Raw genomic sequence first — 18,565 nt, 5'->3', positions numbered from 1 at the left:
AGTTAGAGTTTCGAAACAGAATATGTACCGAAAAAAACGCCTAAAGGGCGTTTTTTATTATCTTTAAGGATCTCAGTAATATCTTTTTTGAATTAAATCGCATCTTAAAGAGTATTTCTCGTATTAATATCTCTTTGTTACAATCAGATTGTTATCTAAAGGAGGGTATAAAATGAACTATCGTAAATTAGGAACGAGTGGCTTACATCTAAGTGAGATTGCTTATGGTAATTGGATTACACATGGTGCTCAAGTGGACAATGATACTGCCCATGCTTGTGTTCGCGCTGCATTGGATGTAGGGATCACAACATTTGATACTGCAGATGTATATTCCGATACGAAAGCTGAGATGGTGCTGGGCCAAGCATTAAAAGGAGTGCACAGAGCTGATATCGAATTGTGTACCAAGGTGTGCCATCCCACAGGGACGGGACGTAACGCAAGAGGTCTGTCTCGCAAGCATATTATGGAGGCGTGCCATGCTTCACTGAACAGATTACAGACCGATTATATTGATATCTATTATGCGCATCGCTTTGACGCATCAGTATCCCTTGAAGAGACCTTTTTGGCTTTTTCGGATCTGGTGCGTCAAGGTAAGGTTCTCTATGTCGGGATAAGTGAGTGGACGGCGGATCAGATAGCAGAAGGTGCTATTTTGGCGAGGGAATTGAAGGTGCCATTGGTGGCTAGTCAACCTCAATATTCGATGTTATGGCGTGTGATGGAGACGGAGGTAGTTCAAGCTTGTGAGCGGGAAGGGATTGGACAGGTGGTCTGGTCACCGCTAGCTCAAGGGATTCTTTCAGGCAAATATATGCCAGGTCAACCATTGCCAGAGGGTTCTCGTGCTTCAACAGCTGCGGGCTCACCATTTATGAATAAATTGGCGGGTCAGTGGCTTCGGACTGAGGTGCTTGAGGCGGTCTCGAATCTCTCTTCCATCGCCAGTGAAGTTGGGTTGACGCTTCCGCAGTTGGCTATAGCATGGGTGTTGCAAAATCCACAAGTCTCATCTGCAATTATTGGGGCATCCAAACCTGAGCAGGTTATAGAAAATGCCAAAGCTGCGGGAGTTCGTCTGGATAGGGAAGTGATGTTGGAAATCGATAGGGTGCTAGAAGGACTCGTTGAACGTGATCCTAGAAAAACGGGCTGAATATTATATTATTCACCATTAATAGCTTCTGAACTCATTTGTCCTATGATCTCTAGTAACGCGGATAAGGAGGCACGATCGCAATCGGTTCTCCAAGCGGCATAAAGGGGAATCGATGGTGTGCTTTCTTCAAAGGGACGAAATGCGACACCTTCACGCTGAAAAATAGCAACTGATGAGGGCACAATGGAAACTCCAAGATTAGCAGCTACCAAGTTTACAATGGTGTACATCTGAATGGCTTCCTGTACAACATTCGGATACATGTCGTGTTGGGCGCAGAAGCTCATAATGAGGTCATGAAAAGGAGCTCCTAAATGACGTGGGAACGATATAAATGGCTCTAAAGCTAAAGAGCGAATGGATAACACCGGTAAATGAGCTAGGTGATGCTGCTCTGGCAAAACGGCAATAAGCGATTCATTGACTAAGGGACGATGCTCGATATGTTTGCCCGACTCTGTATAACGTACAAATCCAATGTGAATCGTTCCTTCATGTAAAGCCTGCCACTGCTGAGCAGACGTCATCTCATGTAATGTGAGTTGTACTTGTGGATAACGTTCCCGAAACATTTTTAACATATCAACCAATACTCCACCAGCTGCAGAATCTATAAATCCAATGTTCAAATGTCCGATAATTCCTTGATCGACTAATTGTGTTGTTTTAATAGAGCGTTCCAGTTGAGATAAAATGGATTTAGCCTCCTCTAGAAATACCGCCCCCGCTGACGTGAGACGAACTTGTCTTTTATTCCGTTCTAATAGTTTCACACCAATCTCATTCTCCAGAGCTTGAATTTGCTGGCTTAAGGGAGGCTGCGTCATATTTAGCTTCTCAGCTGCACGGTTAAAATGCAGTTCCTCTGCTACTGCGATAAAGTATTGTAATTTTTTTATGTCCATATTTTTCATTCTCCCTTGAAATGCTTCTCCAAGCAAGTATAAGGATCTTTGAACGAAAATGAAAGGAATGACATGTCGTCTCCTCACTTAAACTCTACCTCCCATCTTACTTTTAGACAAAAAAACATTTTTGCAGTCAAAGACATGATGTCTAAAAACGCATACATTTAAATAGAAAGTTTGAGGATCATGGGAGGTAATGAGGATGAAAAATAGAAAGATAATGTTTATGAGCCCACACCATGTGGAAACGGTTGAAGAGGAGCTTGTACTTAAGGCTTTAGGTGACCATGAGGTACTCGTAAAATTGATTTATTCGCTGATTAGTCCGGGAACGGAGATGGCAATGTTATCTGGCAAAGAGGATTGGGCAAAACTCCCGCTGTGTCCAGGTTATGCAAGCGTCAGTCGTATCGTAGAATGTGGTAAAGGTGTTCAGGAATTTCAAGCGGGCGATGTGGTTTTTCATTACGGAACTCATTGCGAATATCAAGTGGTTGAAGCTAGGGATGTTTTCATTCGAGTGCCGGATGCGCTAGACTTGAAATGGGTACCGTTTACCCGGATGGCTACGGTAGCTTTTACATCGATACGTGTGTCGGATATCGAACTTGGAGACAAAGTGAGTGTGACAGGTCTTGGATTGGTAGGCAATCTTGCAGCTCAATTGGCGCGTTTGCAGGGGGCTACGGTAATTGGTATGGATTTGTCCAAAGAACGGCTGCGGACCGCGCGTCAATGCGGTGTGGATTACACACTGGACAGTGGCGAAGGATTGGTAAAAGAGCAGATTATGACGTTAACTAAGGGCAAGGGTGTTTCCAGTCATATTGAGGCAACCGGTGTTTCCAAAGTTGGGGTTGATAGTCTTCAATACATCGGCTCACAGGGAGAAATCATCTTTTTGGGTAGCCCGCGTGGAGAATACAATACAGATATTACGGATGTGCTTAATTACTGTCATCTGTATAACCGGGGATGCATTACATTTAAAGGTGCTCACGAATGGCGTTATCCAACAGAGCCTAATTCGTTTGTGAAACATTCCTTGGTGCGTAATTCTGGCATTGTCTTCGAGCTTATGCAACAACAGAAGCTGCACATCGAACCTTTGATTAGCCATGTCATCAAGCCGGAGCAAGCTAGCGAAGCCTATGAGGGATTAAGAACCAACAAAGATCAGTATAATGGCGTACTGTTTGATTGGTCATAAAGGGGGAGAACGACGATGATAAGAGGATTAACAACAGCGGGTTTGGGAGAAATTGCTTCTAATGAAGAATATATCAGACTTGCGAGCCAATTCGGGTTTCAGGCCATAGACGTCAATCCATTAGAGTTGGTACAGCAGTATGGCAAGGATGGGGCCATCCAATTACTGGAAAGTCATGGCATCATGCTAGGATCATTTGGTTTAGAGGTAGATTGGCGCACGACAGAGGAAAGCTTTAGGGAAAGTCTGAAATCGCTTACGCTGATGGCTGAGGCCGCTGCTGCATTAAATTGCACCACATGCTGTACCTATATTTTGCCTTCGACAGATCTTCCGGTCGCATCGTTCATGATTGCAGCCACTAGACGTTTAAGACTATGTGCAGAAATATTAGGCGCCTATGGTATTTCGTTAGCCTTAGAGTTCGTTGGTCCTCATCACTTACGTACACAATGGGCAAATCCGCTAATCTGGACGATGCAAGATACGTTGGACTGGATGGATACAATTCAAGTGAGAAATATCGGTTTATTACTGGATTCCTATCATTGGCATACGAATGGATTAACGAGTGAGGACCTGCTGAAATTACAACCGCATCAAATTGCGTATGTCCATATTAATGATGCTAAACCTCTGCCGATAGAGGAATTGCTAGATTCCGATCGATTGTATCCAGGGGAAGGATCCATTGATCTTACCGGATTCTTGGGAAGCTTGAAAAAGATCGGATACAAGGGCGTTATCGCTCAAGAAGTGCTAGCGCCAGCTTCATCACAAAGTTCATCTGAACTATTTTCTCGTTCCAAAGCAGGCTTCGATAAAGTATTCTCATCACTGGAAATCTAACCCCATCGAATCCAACATTGGAAGGAGCGTTAAGGATGAGTCTGTTCAAGGGTAGAATCGCTGCACACACCATCACTTGGGGGCAAGCGCATTTCAAAGCGTTGGAGGAAGTCTCCAGACTGGGTTTCACGGGGATTGAGCCGTGGGCGTCTTTTGCACTTCAATATGAAGAAAGTCCAGAACAATTACAAGAGCTCATGGCTGGGTACGGGCTGGAGATGACTGCGTTGTATGGAGGTACGGCTGGGGGACAGCAGCAAAAATTCGGCAATGCCGCGAACACTTCGAGTATCATTGACTACAATGTGCGACTTGCTAAAATCATAGCGAAGTGTGGAGCAGACATCCTTGTCCTAGGGCCAGGTGGCACTCGGGATCAACCCTCATCGCTGGAAGAATTGAAGGTTGCCGCAGCCACGATGAATGAAGTGGCGAAAAGAACCTATGCCTTAGGGGTAAAGACATGTGTTCATCCGCATTTGTGGACGGAATTGCAAGACGAGAAAGAAATTGAGATTGTGATGAGCCTGACAGATCCGCGGGTGGTATATCTTGCCCCGGATTCAGCACATCTGCTCGGAGCGGGGATGGACCCGGCATCTATCATCCGAACGTATCAGGACAGGGTAGCTTATGTTCATTTGAAGGACCTGACAGACAGGTCTGCCGCTACACTTGATACACAGCTTCCTCATTTTTGTGAGTTAGGCAAAGGATCTGTTGATCTACACGCAACTATTGAAGCGCTGAATGAAATTGATTATTCCGGTTGGATGACACTCGAAGTGGACGAATCGCTAAATAGCCCGTACAATACCATGGAAATCTGCCGAGATTATGTAGAAGATCACTTAAAGATTCCGGTTAGGATATAAAATAAGATCAATAAAATGTCAGAAGAAGGAGAAGATTCGAGGTGAATGAGTCGTGGATGAACAGCATTTCCCCTTATGTTCGAGTAGCCAAAGTCATGGAATCCTCCTTACTAGCAGGTGAATGGTTGGATCAAGATCACGTGTATACCTATATAGATCAGGGAGAGGCGGAGTTTTTCTTGAATGGGGTGAAGTTCCTGGTTCGAGAAGGGGATGTGCTGCTCATGCATCCATGCTTGCCCCATATAATTAGGTCCACCTCGGCTTTACCCTTAGTGCAGTATATCTTTCATTTTGATTTGTATGATAACGAGGATAAAAGCTCATCGGATCAAGCGGATGGACTTAGGCCCGGGATCCAGGATATCATGCCAAGTGAAATGCAGCTTGCTGATATTTATCCGCTATCTCATCTGCAGCTCCCAGATCGAATCGAATTGAAGAGAAGATTCATGCAACTGCAAAAAGAGCTGCTAGATCCAACGTACGGCGGGGTATTAATCAACAAGTCTATCTGTTTGGAATTGTTGTTTCTGTTCTTTAGAAATCAGAACCTGTCCAAAGGAACGGAAGGGAAGAGAACCAAAGGATGGCCTTTAATTGAAGGCGCCATTCATCACATACACCAGTGTTATCAAGATCCGCAGTTAAGTAATGAATCTATCAGTAGGCATGTTGGTGTGACTGCCAATCATTTGTCGTATGTGTTCAAGACTCAGCTTGGGGTGACCATTCATAATTATTTGAAGCATGTTCGTATCGAGCAGGCTAAATTGAGAATCATTCAGGGAAAGCAAAATCTAACGAAGATTGCCGAAGATGTGGGGTTTTCTAGTATTCATCTGTTCAGTCGGACGTTCAAAACAAATGTGGGAGTAATGCCTAGTAAGTTCGCGGCGATGCGATCTGCTTTAATCAATAAATCACAATAAAGGAATCGACCATCTGCTCTTTGGGATGGTTGGTTTTTTTCCTCTGAACATAGGATTACATACGTCTATAGGCCTCTTAATATAGTATAATCATACTGTATTGCTCAAAGTTGGAGATAGGGATATAGCACTATTAAATACTATTGACGAATGAGGAGTCTATGAGAACTTCGGAGAATAAAATTAAGTTAAGTCATATGTTGTACATAGTAGTATTCATCTGCCTGCTGATTGCAATACGCTGGAGCTGGTACAATCATTTTACTCTGTCCAATCCTCCTGTAGTGGAGCAAGGTGTGCTCGATTTGCGGGGAGTAGACCTTGAATCACTAAGCTCCTTTCCATTGGATGGAGAATGGGAGTTTTATCCTGAACAATGGGTGAATGCCGCCAATGTGGATGGTGTTTTAAAAGGCCAGATGCTTCAGGTGCCGGGTAACTGGAATTCTGTATTCAATTCTGCTGAGCAAAAGAAGGCGTATGGATACGGAACTTATCATTTGCGGATTCTGCTAGATCGTCCCTTGTCTGAGCCACTTAGCTTTTGGTTCCAATCCATCTATACTTCTTCTGAAGTGGAGATTAATGGAACAATTCTCTCACGGTTTGGAGTGTTATCTGACGAGAAGGAAGAGCATGTTTATGTGACGAAAGCATTCTTAATCAGTTATACACCTACAGATCAGAAGCATCTGGATCTGTTTGTTCGGACGTCAAACTATGAGTCTCCACTAAAAGGGGGCATAATTCGGTCCGTGGAGTTTGGCATTCAACATGGGGTAGACACTATATACTGGAATTCCATTGGCTTGCAGCTAGTCGTAGGGGTCATGCTTCTTCTACATGGGTTGTATTTATTGATTATCTATCTGATGGATGTACGAAAAACAGAGCTGATTATTTTTTTCCTAATGATGGTCGCTGCGGCTGTATCCATTGGGGTTGAACATAATGGACTGTTGTTCAGGTTTCTTCATGTTGATTTTGCCTGGATGCTGAGGTTAAAGGTTCTTTCGTATATAGGGTTTTGTTTATTCCTTTTATTGATGGGAAGAGAACTATTGGGGAATCGACGGAAAGGCAAGGCGTTTTATAGTTACATCCTGTCAGTTCTCATTTTTACTTTATTTATTATTGTAGGTCCTGAAGAGGCAGTGTTATATATCATCGGAAAAGGGTATTACATGATCCTGTATTACGTTCCAGTGTGTTGGACGGTATATTATTTTTGGAAGATGGTAGCCTTACGAGCTGAAGGTGCTCTATTTTTATTGTTTTCAGTGTTAGCAGTACTAAATAATATGTTGTGGGGGGCTGTCTACTATGCCGGTAGCTCACAATTTATGTTTTATCCCGTAGATTTAATTGCTGCCCTTGCCGCATTTTCCGCCTATTGGTTTAGGAGATATTTTCATCAATCCCATCAAAATGTGTTACTGAACGCTCAATTGGCGGAATCCAATAAATTAAAGGACCGTTTTCTAGCCAATACGTCACATGAGCTGCGCACTCCACTGCATGGGATTATGAATATTGCCCAAAGTGTGTTAACAAGAAAAAAACATGTGCTGGATGAAGAGAGCCAGCGTGACATGGAATTGCTAATTATGGTCAGTCGCCGGATGTCGCTTATGCTGAATGACTTGCTTGATGTTGTGCGATTGCAGGATAAGCGGATTGTGATGAATATAAAGGCGTTGCAAGTGAGGTCATTGGCTGAAGGTGTACTGGATATGTTACGTTTCTTAACCGGTGGGACGAAGGTGGAGCTTCGAATGTCTATAGATGAGAATCTGCCTCGTGTTTATGCTGATGAGGAGCGATTGGTGCAGATTCTGATTAATTTAGTTCATAACGCACTAAAGTACACCGAACAGGGAAGTGTTGAACTGGCCGCAGAACAAGTGGGTGGGGATGTATGGATACATGTTACGGATACAGGAGTAGGTATGGATGAAGCTTTGAAAAAGCGTGTTTTTATGCGCTATGAACAAGGGGCTTACGGTCAAGGCGGCATTGGGCTGGGGCTTAGTATCTGTAAGGAGCTGGTCGAACTGCATGGCAGTGAATTATTGCTGCAATCGCAGCCGGGTCAGGGAAGTAAGTTCAGCTTTAAATTACCTGTAGCCAAAGGGAGTCTGCAGTCATCTATTCCAGATGTTCATACTGAAAAAGATTCGGATCCATTGTCACCATTCAGCATGTGGATAACTGCGGAGAAATCAGCTATGGTGGCTGCCACCTATAACACAAAGGAAGTAGAGGCACTCTCGAAGCTCGATACAGACGCTGACATCATACATGTGCTAGCGGTTGATGATGATTCGGTCAATTTAAAAGTTCTGCAAAATATTTTATCAGATGGAGCCTATCGGATTGATACAACGACTTCAGCCCGTGAGGCGCTGGATATGTTGCATCATGAGCAGTTCGATTTGGTTATCGCTGATGTGATGATGCCGGGCATGTCTGGATATGAATTGACAAGATTGATACGCGAGCGGTTCACGATGTATGAACTTCCTATTATTCTATTGACCGCTCGCAGTGAGCAGGAGGATGTCTATGCAGGTTTCTTGGCTGGCGCTAATGACTATGTAACCAAGCCAGTAGATGCCATGGAATTGAAGTATCGTGCTTCGTCGCTCACTTTTATGAAGCAAGCAGTCAATGATCGTTTGAGAATGGAGGCTGCTTATTTACAAGCGCAGATCCATCCACATTTTCTCTTTAATACATTAAATTCGATTATGTCCTTGAGTGATTTTGACACTGTCAAAATGAAAGATCTTTCAGATGCATTCACTACTTATCTGCGGATCAGCTTTGACTTCTTAAATGCAGGCAAACTTGTTTCACTGTCGCAAGAGCTGGAGCTGGTCGAGAATTATGTATATATCCAGCAGCAGCGTTTTGAGGAGAGGCTGCAGGTTGAATGGGAGGTAGACGCGAATCTACAGCTTCTAATTCCTCCGCTGACCATTCAGCCACTGGTCGAGAACGCCGTCCGGCATGGGATCTTAAGTCGGGCAAAAGGTGGAACCTTGCGTATTCACATCGAGACACATGCGGAGGCTGTTCATTTTATCATTGCTGATACGGGGATTGGAATGGATGAAGCTCAAGTCAGTAAGTTATTGCAACCAAAAAGTCTTAAGGATCAAGGAATTGGGCTCCTTAATACAGATCGGAGATTAACACAATTATATGGACAAGGCTTGAAGATTCAAAGTATTCCTGGGGTGGGAACTACGGTGTCTTTCATTATTCCTGATTAGGAGGGTTGTAAAACCATCCTTTTCTGTCCAGCTGTAATTGAGTGGATGTGATTTGAATCATCAATTCTTCCACGGCGGATAAGGTTGCAACTATACAGACAATGGTTGTCCAAATGGTGGGGTTACTATGGGAAAGCCATATAGGAGTTACAAATAAGAGAAGCCCGGTGAGTTTATTGCCGTAGGTATGGATACTTGCGTAAGTTTTGAATCTGCGGAGGGCAATCCCTGTCGATGTTATGCGGATGGCCGCGATCAAGAAGATCCATAGGATGAAGTCGAGGGTAAGACCCAGATACGGATACAAAGTAAATAAGCAGATCCCGATTAGTATCGTGTCGGCAGCAGAATCCAGCTTTGCTCCGAGATTACTTGTTGTGCCTGATTTTCGGGCAATTGGACCATCTATCAGATCGGTGACTCCGCAAAGGATATAAATTGCAAGAAAGGCCGAACTTAGCGGCTCGAAGAATAACAGCATTATTGCCAAAAAAATTCTGCCAAGTGTGATACAGTTAGGTATAACTTTCAACTTCAATCCCACCTTTGTTCATGACCTCATTTAATTCTATTGTACCAGAGGAAGAGTATATGCTATTTGGAAAAGGATTATAAGATAGTATTGAAGAAGTAGTGAAGTAGAAGTATAGATTAGGATTCTAGCGGTAAATTAGGAGGGATTTTATGAAGCAGAATACAAACTTAAAGGTACATACATTAGCTGATATCGAACATCTGAAAATTCACGGCAGAACAACAGGGTCACTTTCTCCACTAACGTTATTTTGGACAGGCAGTGCGGTCGAATTAAATGTTAAAAGTTCTGAGCTATGGCTTGAAGTAGAAGCAGATTATGATGTTTATGAACCCTGGATTAGCATCCTGATCAATTCCGTTCCTGTTAGCAGACAAATGTTAGTAGCAGGCAGGTATTGGATTTGTGTATTTAGAGGCATGAATGATCGTGTTGTCAACAATATTCGTATTGTAAAAGATGTGCAGGCAATGAGTGGAGATCCTGGCTGCTCTTTGCAGATACATGCGGTGAAGATGGATGGAAAATTCCTGCCGGTTGCGGACAAACCCCACAAGATAGAGTTCATAGGTGACAGCATCACATCCGGAGAAGGAAGTATAGGTGCCAAGGCTGAAGAAGATTGGATTCCAATGTGGTTTAGCGCCATCAACAACTATACCAGAATGACAGCAGATGCTTTAAATGCAGAATATAGAGTTATTTCTCAAAGTGGCTGGGGAGTCCTTACTAGCTGGGATAATAATCCGCACGGTAATATCCCTGATTGTTATGAGCAGGTTTGTGGTCTTCTAACTGGAGCAAAAAACGAAGCTTTAGGAGCTTTTCAAGAACATTCTTTTGAAACCTGGCAGCCAGATGTTGTGGTAGTTAATCTAGGAACAAATGATGGGGGCGCCTTTCAATCGCCAGAATGGAAAGATGAGGTAACAGGGGAGAGCCATAAACAACGCTTAAATGAAGACGGGACCTATCATGAGGATGATATACAAGCTTTTGTCGATGCCGCTGAGAAATTTCTGATGAAGCTTAGAAAAAATAATCAACATGCACATCTCGTATGGGCATATGGGATGCTTGGTATCCCGATGATGCCAGCGATCTACCGGGCGGTCGATGTTTATAGCAAGAAAACAGGGGACAAGCAGGTTTCTGTATTGCAGCTTCCAAATATGACGGGTGAGACCATAGGGGCAAGAAGTCATCCGGGAGCATTAGCTCATGAACAAGCGGCAAAAGAGTTGACGGGGTATTTGAAAGGGATTCTAGCGAGCGAAAGTTAATAGGAATTCATAAAAAAACAAGCCTGAGCGAAAGGATCACGCTCTGGCTTGTTTTTATTTACTTTAGTCTATTTGGTGGATACAGACTTGAACCATTCGTTAACTTCTTTGGTGATTTGATCACCACCATTTGCTTTCCAGTTGGAAACAAAGGAGTCAAAGGCATCTACAGGTAGCTTACCGTAAATGATTTTGTTGAAGGTTTCCATTTCGGATTGACGAAGCAGATTCCATTTGGATACCATCGTTGGTGTCGCAGCGCCAGTGAAATAGTTCTGTCTACGAATGTCTATTTGTGACATAACAACTTTTGCAGCGGCCCAGTTTTCCGGTTTACGGAACTCAGCCATTTGTTTTTCATAAGGAGTTACAGGGGTTTCACCATCAGCAAGTTTAACCAATGTCTTCATGAACAGATCAGGAATACGAGCCGGTCCAGTTAAGAAAGGAAACTCATTGGAGAAGTCTTTAATCTTCTCTTTATCACTAGTAGGCTTTCCATCAATCATGTCCCAATCGTAGCCTTTAGCAAAGCCGTATTCAAATTCACTACCAGCTGCTGGATTAGCTAGGTTATCAAGCAAGTAGTTGTAGTATAAGAAAATTGCTTCAGGGTGCTTAGCATCTTTGTTAATCATGATACTAGCGTTTACCCCAGAGTTCTGCCATTTGGTACCGATGAGTCCGTCTGGACCTGCTGGAACCGGATAAGCTTTGATCTTCGCTCCAGGTACATTTTTCATAAGATCGGGAGCCGGCCAGTCTGGAACCCAGTTTGCCCCTGGTAGAATACCTGCGGCGCCTTTTGTCCAGCTTTCAGCAGATTTACCTTCATCCCAAAGTGCAGAGTCTGTGTGAATATAACCTTTGTCCATCCACTCACTAAGCTTAGCAAGGGCTTGTTTAGCACCAGGGTTAATGGAACCGTATTCCAGATTGCCGTCGGCATCTTTATTCCATTGTTCCTCAATCGTACCGTAAGCACCGAATAACCAGTCGAGTTGGCCCATCCAGGTGTTTGTATTATTTTTCAAAGAAATCGCAAGTGGGAAAACATCTTTAGGTGCTAGACCATCAGGGTTTTCGTTCTTAAATTTGTCCATGATATTCTCAAGATCGGCAATTGTTTTTGGAGCCTGAAGGTTCAGCTTTTCCATCCAATCTTCACGTAACCAGAGAAGAGTATCGTCATTATCAGTATATTCAAGGATCGGCATATTGTATTTCTTACCGTCTTTTGTGAATGGATACCAAAGTTCTGGGTGTGCTGCAGCATGATCTTTTAGAATTTTATTAGCATATTTGTCGAACAACTCATCGATAGCAATGAACTGACCGGAATCAATCAGTTGATTGGTCAATACTGCATTGGTTGGTACAGAAACGAAGTCAGGCAGCTTTTCGCCAGAAGCAATGGCAAGCTGAAGCTTTTGTCTGTATTGATCGTCATTGGCAGGATACCAAGTATCTTTATGCTTCATGCCCAGTGTTTCCAGCATCCAGCGATCGTGAACATTGTTTTCTTTGGTATCACCTTGAACATATTTCTTCGGCATCAATACCGAACTGAACTCGATGGGTGGATCGTATTTACCTTTTTCAAAAGCAGCATCTGCTTCAGATAAACTAGTCTCAGACGATGTGGTATTGTTTTGTTTGGCGTTTTCATTATTTCCGCCACCACTGCCACAGGCTGTGAGTGTGATAAGTGCTGTGACCGTTAACAACGACCACATTTTTTTGAACTTGATCATTCTTTAATTCCCCCTACTGTGTATGATCTTTACAAGTGTAACTTTAACAACTAGTCGGGGATGGCATCTATATGAGATTTTTAGTTTCGATAGGACTCTATCATGCTATTTATTATTGTCTCGATATTCCTGCGGCGTTACTCCGAACTGTCGTTTGAACACTTTTATAAAATAAGCAGGGTCCATATAGCCAATCTCCATGCTGATTTCATAAACTTTTTTAGAGGTAGTCTTCAGCTTATGGCAGGCGCGATCCATGCGCAGGCGCGAGATATAATCGCTTATTCCTTCACCCGTTTCAATCTTATAAATTTTTGATAAATGAGTCGGATGGAGGTTTACATGGTCAGCCAGAACCCGTAATGAAACATCTAAATGCAGGTTTTTGTCTGTGAAATCTTGAATCTTTTTCACATATTCAGACCTGATGTCTTTAATTTCGTTAGACGTTCCTTCTTTCAATTTGCTCAGAATGCTGAGGGACCATTTTCTAAGTTTACCGATGGTCGAGAACGCTTCACCGCTTTGCAACCAACCGAGATCGTCTCCCACTAAGTTAGCTAGAGTATGCCCATTTCGGTGTGCGAGATTCGTGAAGGATGCAGTGATTAAAAAACCGGCCTCCATGCAATGCTCCCACGATTCAGACCATTTCTCATCCAGCTCCGCGCAGACAGCGAGTAGTTTCTCTTCCGCAGCATCCCAATGCCCACTTTCAAGCAGGTGAATTAGTGTCGGCGGGGTGTAAAGGGCATCCAAAGGTCCTTGGGTAGTGGAAGGTTCAAATTCGCTGACCCGCATTACGAATTCGCGCTCGTCTCCCACGATCTGCCGGAAATAAGCTGTAGCCTGACGGAAACGGCTCGACACCTTCTCGGGAAACTGGAACCATTCAGTGATTACTATGGACAGGGAACCTTTCAGAAATTGCTTAACCTTATACTGAAGCTGTAAAGAAAGCTTTTCTAGGATGGTTTCTTTGCCGATGTCGGATCCTTTCTCTTTAAGCTGAAGCAGAAACACAAGATATCCATGTTCCTCTTTAACGCCCCAGACCTGCATAAACTCACCCATAATCTCTTCAGCCATATTGATGATGGCATATTCAATTAAGGTTTGATCATTATTGTTATAATGGCTAAATTCTTCTTCCATGCGTACAAGCATCAAAGCGCAATCGCCAGAATGGAAGGGCAAATCATAAGTTACGAGCTTCCGTTCCCATTCGCCAGCTTGAAATTGATGACCTTGCAAGGCATCAAGCAGCAGTTGACCACGTAAAAGCGGCAGATTTTCCCGTAGGGTAAACTGGGTTCGTTTAAGCGAACTGATAAGTTCCCATTCTGTGTTCAATTGCTCGATGGCAGTTTTGACTGCACCGATAATTTCATCATCGGTAGGTGGCTTAAGCAAGTAATCGACGGCATTATGCTGAAGTGCTTTTTTGGCGTAATCGAACTCCGAATGGCCTGATAAAATAATACATTTGATCTTTTTATCACGTTTTCTTATCCGCTCTATTAATTCAATTCCCGTCATTTCGGGCATTTGGATATCCGAGATCACAATATCAATAGGGTTTGTATCGATAATTTGTAGCGCTTCACGTGCTGAATACGCTTTATGCACCTGTTCAATGCCTAGCGTATGCCAGGGTTTAGTCATGGCAAGATTATCTACCCAGTGTGCTTCATCGTCTACTATAATCATTTGCATGTTGTTATTCTCCTTGATGATTCTTAAATTTAGAATATTCATCCTCCGTAGGGATTTCCCAGATAATCTCTGTTCGGAAACCTCCAAGAGGGGATGGTTTAAAGGTTAGACAGGATTGATTACCGAACAGGTGCATGATCCGCTGATTCGTATTCCAGAGCCCGCAGCCCATTTCTTCCTGCAATGGCTCCTGCATTTTACGATTCAAAGCTTCCAGCTGCTCCGGATTCAAGCCAGGTCCGTCGTCATCAATGTAGATCTTGCAGAAGCCGTTCGAAATCTCACCACTAATGCTGATCTCACCCGAAGAATACGATTTTGCCACTCCGTGAATGACTGAATTCTCCACAATAGGTTGTAGCATTAGACGTGGCACAGACTGGCTTAACATGTTCTCAGGGATTTCGATATGATAATCAATTCTGGCATTGCGCAGCTTTTGAATATCCAAATAGTTGACGAGCAGCTTGATTTCTTCATCCAGTGACGCAGTTTCCCGTTCCATTCGGGTAGTATAACGGTAGTAAGCACTTAAATTATAAGCCATGGAGACGACAGCGTCCTCATCCTTCATTTGGGCCATATTGATAATATAACCAAGGCAGTTATAGAGAAAATGCGGATTGATTTGCGCCTGCAGTTGCTTAAGTGTAGCTTCGCGGGCACGGATTTTCTCATTGAACACATTCTCTATCAGGTCTTGAATTTGATGGGACATATCATTAAAGCGATGGAATAGAAACGAAAACTCGTTCCGGCCTTCATTATGAAGACGTACAGAATAATCTCCACGCTGCACGCGCCGTAAGCCTTTAATTAGCTTTTTGATAGGATATTGAACATTTCTGTATAGTAATATGGAAGCGGAAATTCCCATAACAAACAGCAAAATCATCGAGATATAGAACAAATCCTGACTGAGCGAAATGGGTTTTAGAATTTGATATAGAGGGACAACATCTATTAAATTCCAATCCAAATAGGAGGACTTCACAGAGCTGACCAGGTAGTTCTTGCCATTGAGTTTGACTACATCCTGGGTAGTATTCTCAGGTGAGTGTTTATCCAGGTAACGAATGAGTTCTTCAGATAGCTGCTTGTCCGCACTGCGATTCAGAATTGGCGAGTTCCCTTTATGATAGAGAAAAGGATCACCTTGTCCACCTTCCTTGTACGTATCCAGCATGTTCTGAATATTCTCATAACTGAAGCTGGCCTCAATCACCAAGTTGCTTCCCGTCAACATCCCCGGCTGAGCTAAGGAATCTGTATAGAACCAGTAGAAGGATTTTAACTCGTCTTTAGATTCCAAGCTGTGATCGCCATACGTCCATTTTCCACTCATATTTCTTTTTAAGTAATCCTCATCATACCCAAATGCTCGATTGTAGTTGGAGATGACATCTTTATTTTGCTGTGAATGTACGGCATATCTGGCAGGCCAAATATCTGCAACCCCAGATTGAAGCACCATCTTTTCCTGAATGACATACCGGGTCTGCATCTGATCATATCGATCAGCCCAAATGTTTAATCCGTTGAAGGCTCTGACATTGGGATCTCTAGAAAGGATAAGGGTGAAGTCCATCATCTGATTAATACGCGAATCAATTTGACTGGACAGAAAAGTGAGCTGCTTCGTATTGGACACCTGCAGCTCTTTGCTTACAACATCGTATGTGACGTTATTTGAAAAGGTATACATGATAATGATGGGGATGAATAAGAGTATGATCAGGCAGTTTATTTTGGCAAACAAACTAAACCGGGATTGTGTTAATTCTCTCAAGGATGTAAAGCGCTTCCAAATATTCATAAATGTACCCTCCAGATGATGTCCTAATAAAACCATATCAAGCCTAACAATGTTATATAGTCAAACCTGAGAAACGCCTGATACTATTTATAGCAGAGATCCCCATCACACACAAAATATTTTTTTTGGGAACAGGAGAGAGCTATGGAGGCTAATTCAATACAGCAGGTAGGCCTGGAAAATAAACCAAGTATAAAAAGAAAAAGAAAAAAAGGCTATAAACAACCATGGGTGCTCCACTTCATGGTATTACCGGCGGCAATTATGGTTTTTATTTTTTCTTATATCCCCATGTCAGGAATACTCATGGCATTTCAGGATTATAAGCCTGCATTAGGATTTTTTGATTCCGAATGGGTCGGACTTAAGCATTTTAGGTACATGTGGGAGAACGATTACTTCCTGCAAATTACCTGGAATACACTGTTTTTTGCTTGCTCCAAGATTGTTTTGAACCTGATTATTCCTTTTATATTCGCCTTGTTGCTTAATGAGGTAAGGAATATGGGCCTTAAAAGATCGATTCAAACACTCGTCTATCTACCGCATTTCTTGTCATGGGTTACCCTTTCAGGAATTCTGATCGATATCCTAGCTCAAACAGGGATCGTGAATCAGTTTATTTCGTCCGTTTTCGGCATAAAACCGATCTTTTTTCTAGGGGACGGCAACTGGTTCCGATTTACCATCATAGCCAGTGATGTTTGGAAAGAATTTGGTTTCAACACGATCATTTTCCTAGCTGCGCTATCCGGCATTAATCCATCACTTTATGAAGCTGCTGAAGTGGATGGGGCAGGTCGCTGGAAGCAAACGATGTATATTACCATACCAGCACTTATTCCAATTGCTATTGTAATTGCGACCTTGGCACTGGGCAATGTATTGAACGCCAACTTTGACCAGGTATTTAACCTATATAGTCCTTTGATCTATCAACAAGGGGATATCATTGATACCTTTGTGTATAGAGAAGGTCTTCTCAGCGGACAATTCAGCTTTGCGACCGCAGTTAATCTTTTTAAATCAGCAATTAGTTTAATTCTAATCGTTATTTCATACCGACTTGCCTATAGATTTGCAGGGTACAGAATTTTCTAGAAAGGATGACAACAAATGTACCATAAAACCCTTCCATATCGAATATTTAGCATATTCAATAATGTGCTCCTAACTATCCTTTCGGTGCTCTGCTTGCTGCCATTGTATCACTTACTCATGGTATCTCTTAGTGCGTCCGCCCCAGCCAATGCTGGGTTGGTCACCTTTTGGCCAATTGGCTTCACTTTGGAGGCCTATGCAAAAACTTTTAACAATACTAATTTTCTTACATCCCTGTGGGTGTCGGTAGAGCGGACAATACTAGGAACTGCACTTGCACTGGTAGTAAATACGGTTGCAGCCTATGCTCTTTCTAAGGAAACTAGAGTTTTCCGGGCGCGTAATATCTATCTTTGGTATTTTGTCGTAACCATGCTGTTCAGTGGGGGTCTGATTCCGGGATATATCCTGATTCTAAAGCTCGGGCTGATGAATTCTTTGATGGCACTTATCTTACCTGGATTGGTAGCCGTGTTTAACATCATTTTGCTGCTGAACTTCTTCCGTGGTGTACCTAAGGACCTTGAGGAAGCAGCCTTTATTGATGGAGCAGGACATTTTAAGACCTTTTTGAAAATATATTTACCAGTCTCCTTACCAGTCATTGCAACAGTTTCCCTATTCATGATGGTGGGCCATTGGAACTCTTACTTTGACGGTATAATCTATATCAGAGATTCGGATAAGCTGCCACTGGCGACGTTTATGCAGACCATTATCGTTCAGGCAGATATGTCCAAGCTTGATCCGTCAGCTGTAGCTAACTTGTCTCAACGGACCATACGGGCTTCACAGATTTTCATAAGTGCGCTACCGATATTATTAGTTTATCCATTCCTGCAACGTTATTTTGTGACAGGGATCGTAGTCGGCGCTGTAAAAGAATAGTCAAAAAAGAGGGAGTTACTGGACTAGTCCATGTAGCTCCCTTTTTTTTTGTAGGTATGGCATGCAAATAAGCATTCCCAGATGAATTGCGCCTTCTAAAATACGGTGCTATACTTTTGGCATGAAATATGCTCGGAGGTGGTACAGTGCTAATGTTGAAATGCCCATTAGCTAGAAGTTTCTCACGCAAAGCCTAATATAGGGCGATACTTTGCGTGAGGTGCGATGGATGGATATATCGCCCAACTTAATTTT

At 42.9% G+C, this 18,565-nt stretch carries 14 protein-coding genes; 9 read left to right on the top strand and 5 right to left on the bottom strand.

Annotation, left to right across the window (positions count from 1 at the left end; genetic code table 11):
• Positions 1-172: 172 nt before the first annotated feature.
• Complete coding sequence (locus MHH50_RS19215) at positions 173-1,162, top strand: aldo/keto reductase family protein (RefSeq protein WP_076127171.1); 990 nt, start codon at positions 173-175, stop codon at positions 1,160-1,162.
• Positions 1,163-1,170: 8 nt separating this feature from the next.
• Here the strand turns inward: MHH50_RS19215 and MHH50_RS19210 are convergent, their stop codons facing one another.
• On the bottom strand, positions 1,171-2,070 hold the full coding sequence (locus MHH50_RS19210) for a LysR family transcriptional regulator (RefSeq protein ID WP_076127169.1): 900 nt from the start codon (positions 2,068-2,070) through the stop codon (positions 1,171-1,173).
• Between the two features lie 205 nt (positions 2,071-2,275).
• Between MHH50_RS19210 and MHH50_RS19205 the strand changes: the two genes are divergently transcribed.
• The 5 genes from MHH50_RS19205 to MHH50_RS19185 all read left to right on the top strand — a co-directional run bounded on the left by MHH50_RS19205 (position 2,276) and on the right by MHH50_RS19185 (position 9,217).
• Complete coding sequence (locus MHH50_RS19205; protein WP_076127168.1) at positions 2,276-3,283, top strand: zinc-binding alcohol dehydrogenase; 1,008 nt, start codon at positions 2,276-2,278, stop codon at positions 3,281-3,283.
• Between the two features lie 15 nt (positions 3,284-3,298).
• A complete protein-coding gene (locus MHH50_RS19200; protein ID WP_076307696.1) occupies positions 3,299-4,132 on the top strand; it encodes a sugar phosphate isomerase/epimerase family protein in 834 nt (277 codons plus the stop codon).
• 35 nt (positions 4,133-4,167) lie between these two features.
• Positions 4,168-5,007 carry a sugar phosphate isomerase/epimerase gene (locus MHH50_RS19195; protein WP_076304571.1) on the top strand — a complete coding sequence of 280 codons (840 nt, stop codon included), beginning with the start codon at positions 4,168-4,170 and terminating at the stop codon, positions 5,005-5,007.
• A gap of 41 nt (positions 5,008-5,048) precedes the next feature.
• Positions 5,049-5,939: an AraC family transcriptional regulator gene (locus MHH50_RS19190; protein WP_340033287.1), complete on the top strand. Its 891-nt coding sequence runs from the start codon at positions 5,049-5,051 to the stop codon at positions 5,937-5,939.
• A 161-nt stretch (positions 5,940-6,100) separates the two neighbouring features.
• The gene (locus MHH50_RS19185; protein ID WP_076307698.1) at positions 6,101-9,217 is read left to right on the top strand and encodes an ATP-binding protein; all 3,117 of its coding nucleotides are present in this window, start codon (positions 6,101-6,103) and stop codon (positions 9,215-9,217) included.
• On the opposite strand, the gene MHH50_RS19180 is transcribed toward MHH50_RS19185, so the two are convergent.
• On the bottom strand, positions 9,204-9,749 hold the full coding sequence (locus MHH50_RS19180) for a CDP-alcohol phosphatidyltransferase family protein (RefSeq protein ID WP_076307699.1): 546 nt from the start codon (positions 9,747-9,749) through the stop codon (positions 9,204-9,206). The genes MHH50_RS19185 and MHH50_RS19180 overlap by 14 nt on opposite strands.
• Positions 9,750-9,901: 152 nt before the next feature.
• Here MHH50_RS19180 and MHH50_RS19175 point away from each other — a divergent pair, with 152 nt between their 5' ends.
• Positions 9,902-11,035, top strand: coding sequence for an SGNH/GDSL hydrolase family protein (locus tag MHH50_RS19175; protein ID WP_076307700.1), 1,134 nt, complete (start codon positions 9,902-9,904; stop codon positions 11,033-11,035).
• A gap of 68 nt (positions 11,036-11,103) precedes the next feature.
• On the opposite strand, the gene MHH50_RS19170 is transcribed toward MHH50_RS19175, so the two are convergent.
• From MHH50_RS19170 to MHH50_RS19160, 3 genes are all read right to left on the bottom strand, one after another.
• Positions 11,104-12,789: an ABC transporter substrate-binding protein gene (locus tag MHH50_RS19170; RefSeq protein WP_076127158.1), complete on the bottom strand. Its 1,686-nt coding sequence runs from the start codon at positions 12,787-12,789 to the stop codon at positions 11,104-11,106.
• A gap of 105 nt (positions 12,790-12,894) precedes the next feature.
• A complete protein-coding gene (locus MHH50_RS19165) occupies positions 12,895-14,505 on the bottom strand; it encodes a response regulator (protein ID WP_076307701.1) in 1,611 nt (536 codons plus the stop codon).
• Positions 14,506-14,509: 4 nt separating this feature from the next.
• Positions 14,510-16,321, bottom strand: coding sequence for a sensor histidine kinase (locus tag MHH50_RS19160; protein ID WP_036688684.1), 1,812 nt, complete (start codon positions 16,319-16,321; stop codon positions 14,510-14,512).
• Positions 16,322-16,465: 144 nt separating this feature from the next.
• On the opposite strand from MHH50_RS19160, the gene MHH50_RS19155 reads away from it, so the two are divergent.
• Positions 16,466-17,422, top strand: a complete 957-nt coding sequence (locus MHH50_RS19155; protein ID WP_036688682.1) for an ABC transporter permease subunit — start codon at positions 16,466-16,468, stop codon at positions 17,420-17,422.
• Positions 17,423-17,437: 15 nt separating this feature from the next.
• Positions 17,438-18,310, top strand: coding sequence for a carbohydrate ABC transporter permease (locus MHH50_RS19150; protein ID WP_036688680.1), 873 nt, complete (start codon positions 17,438-17,440; stop codon positions 18,308-18,310).
• Positions 18,311-18,565: the final 255 nt, after the last annotated feature.

The sequence above is a fragment of the Paenibacillus sp. FSL H3-0302 genome (assembly GCF_037982245.1).
GTDB classification, from domain to species: Bacteria; Bacillota; Bacilli; order Paenibacillales; family Paenibacillaceae; genus Paenibacillus_AQ; species Paenibacillus_AQ odorifer.
This window is presented reverse-complemented; position numbering and strand designations above follow the sequence as displayed.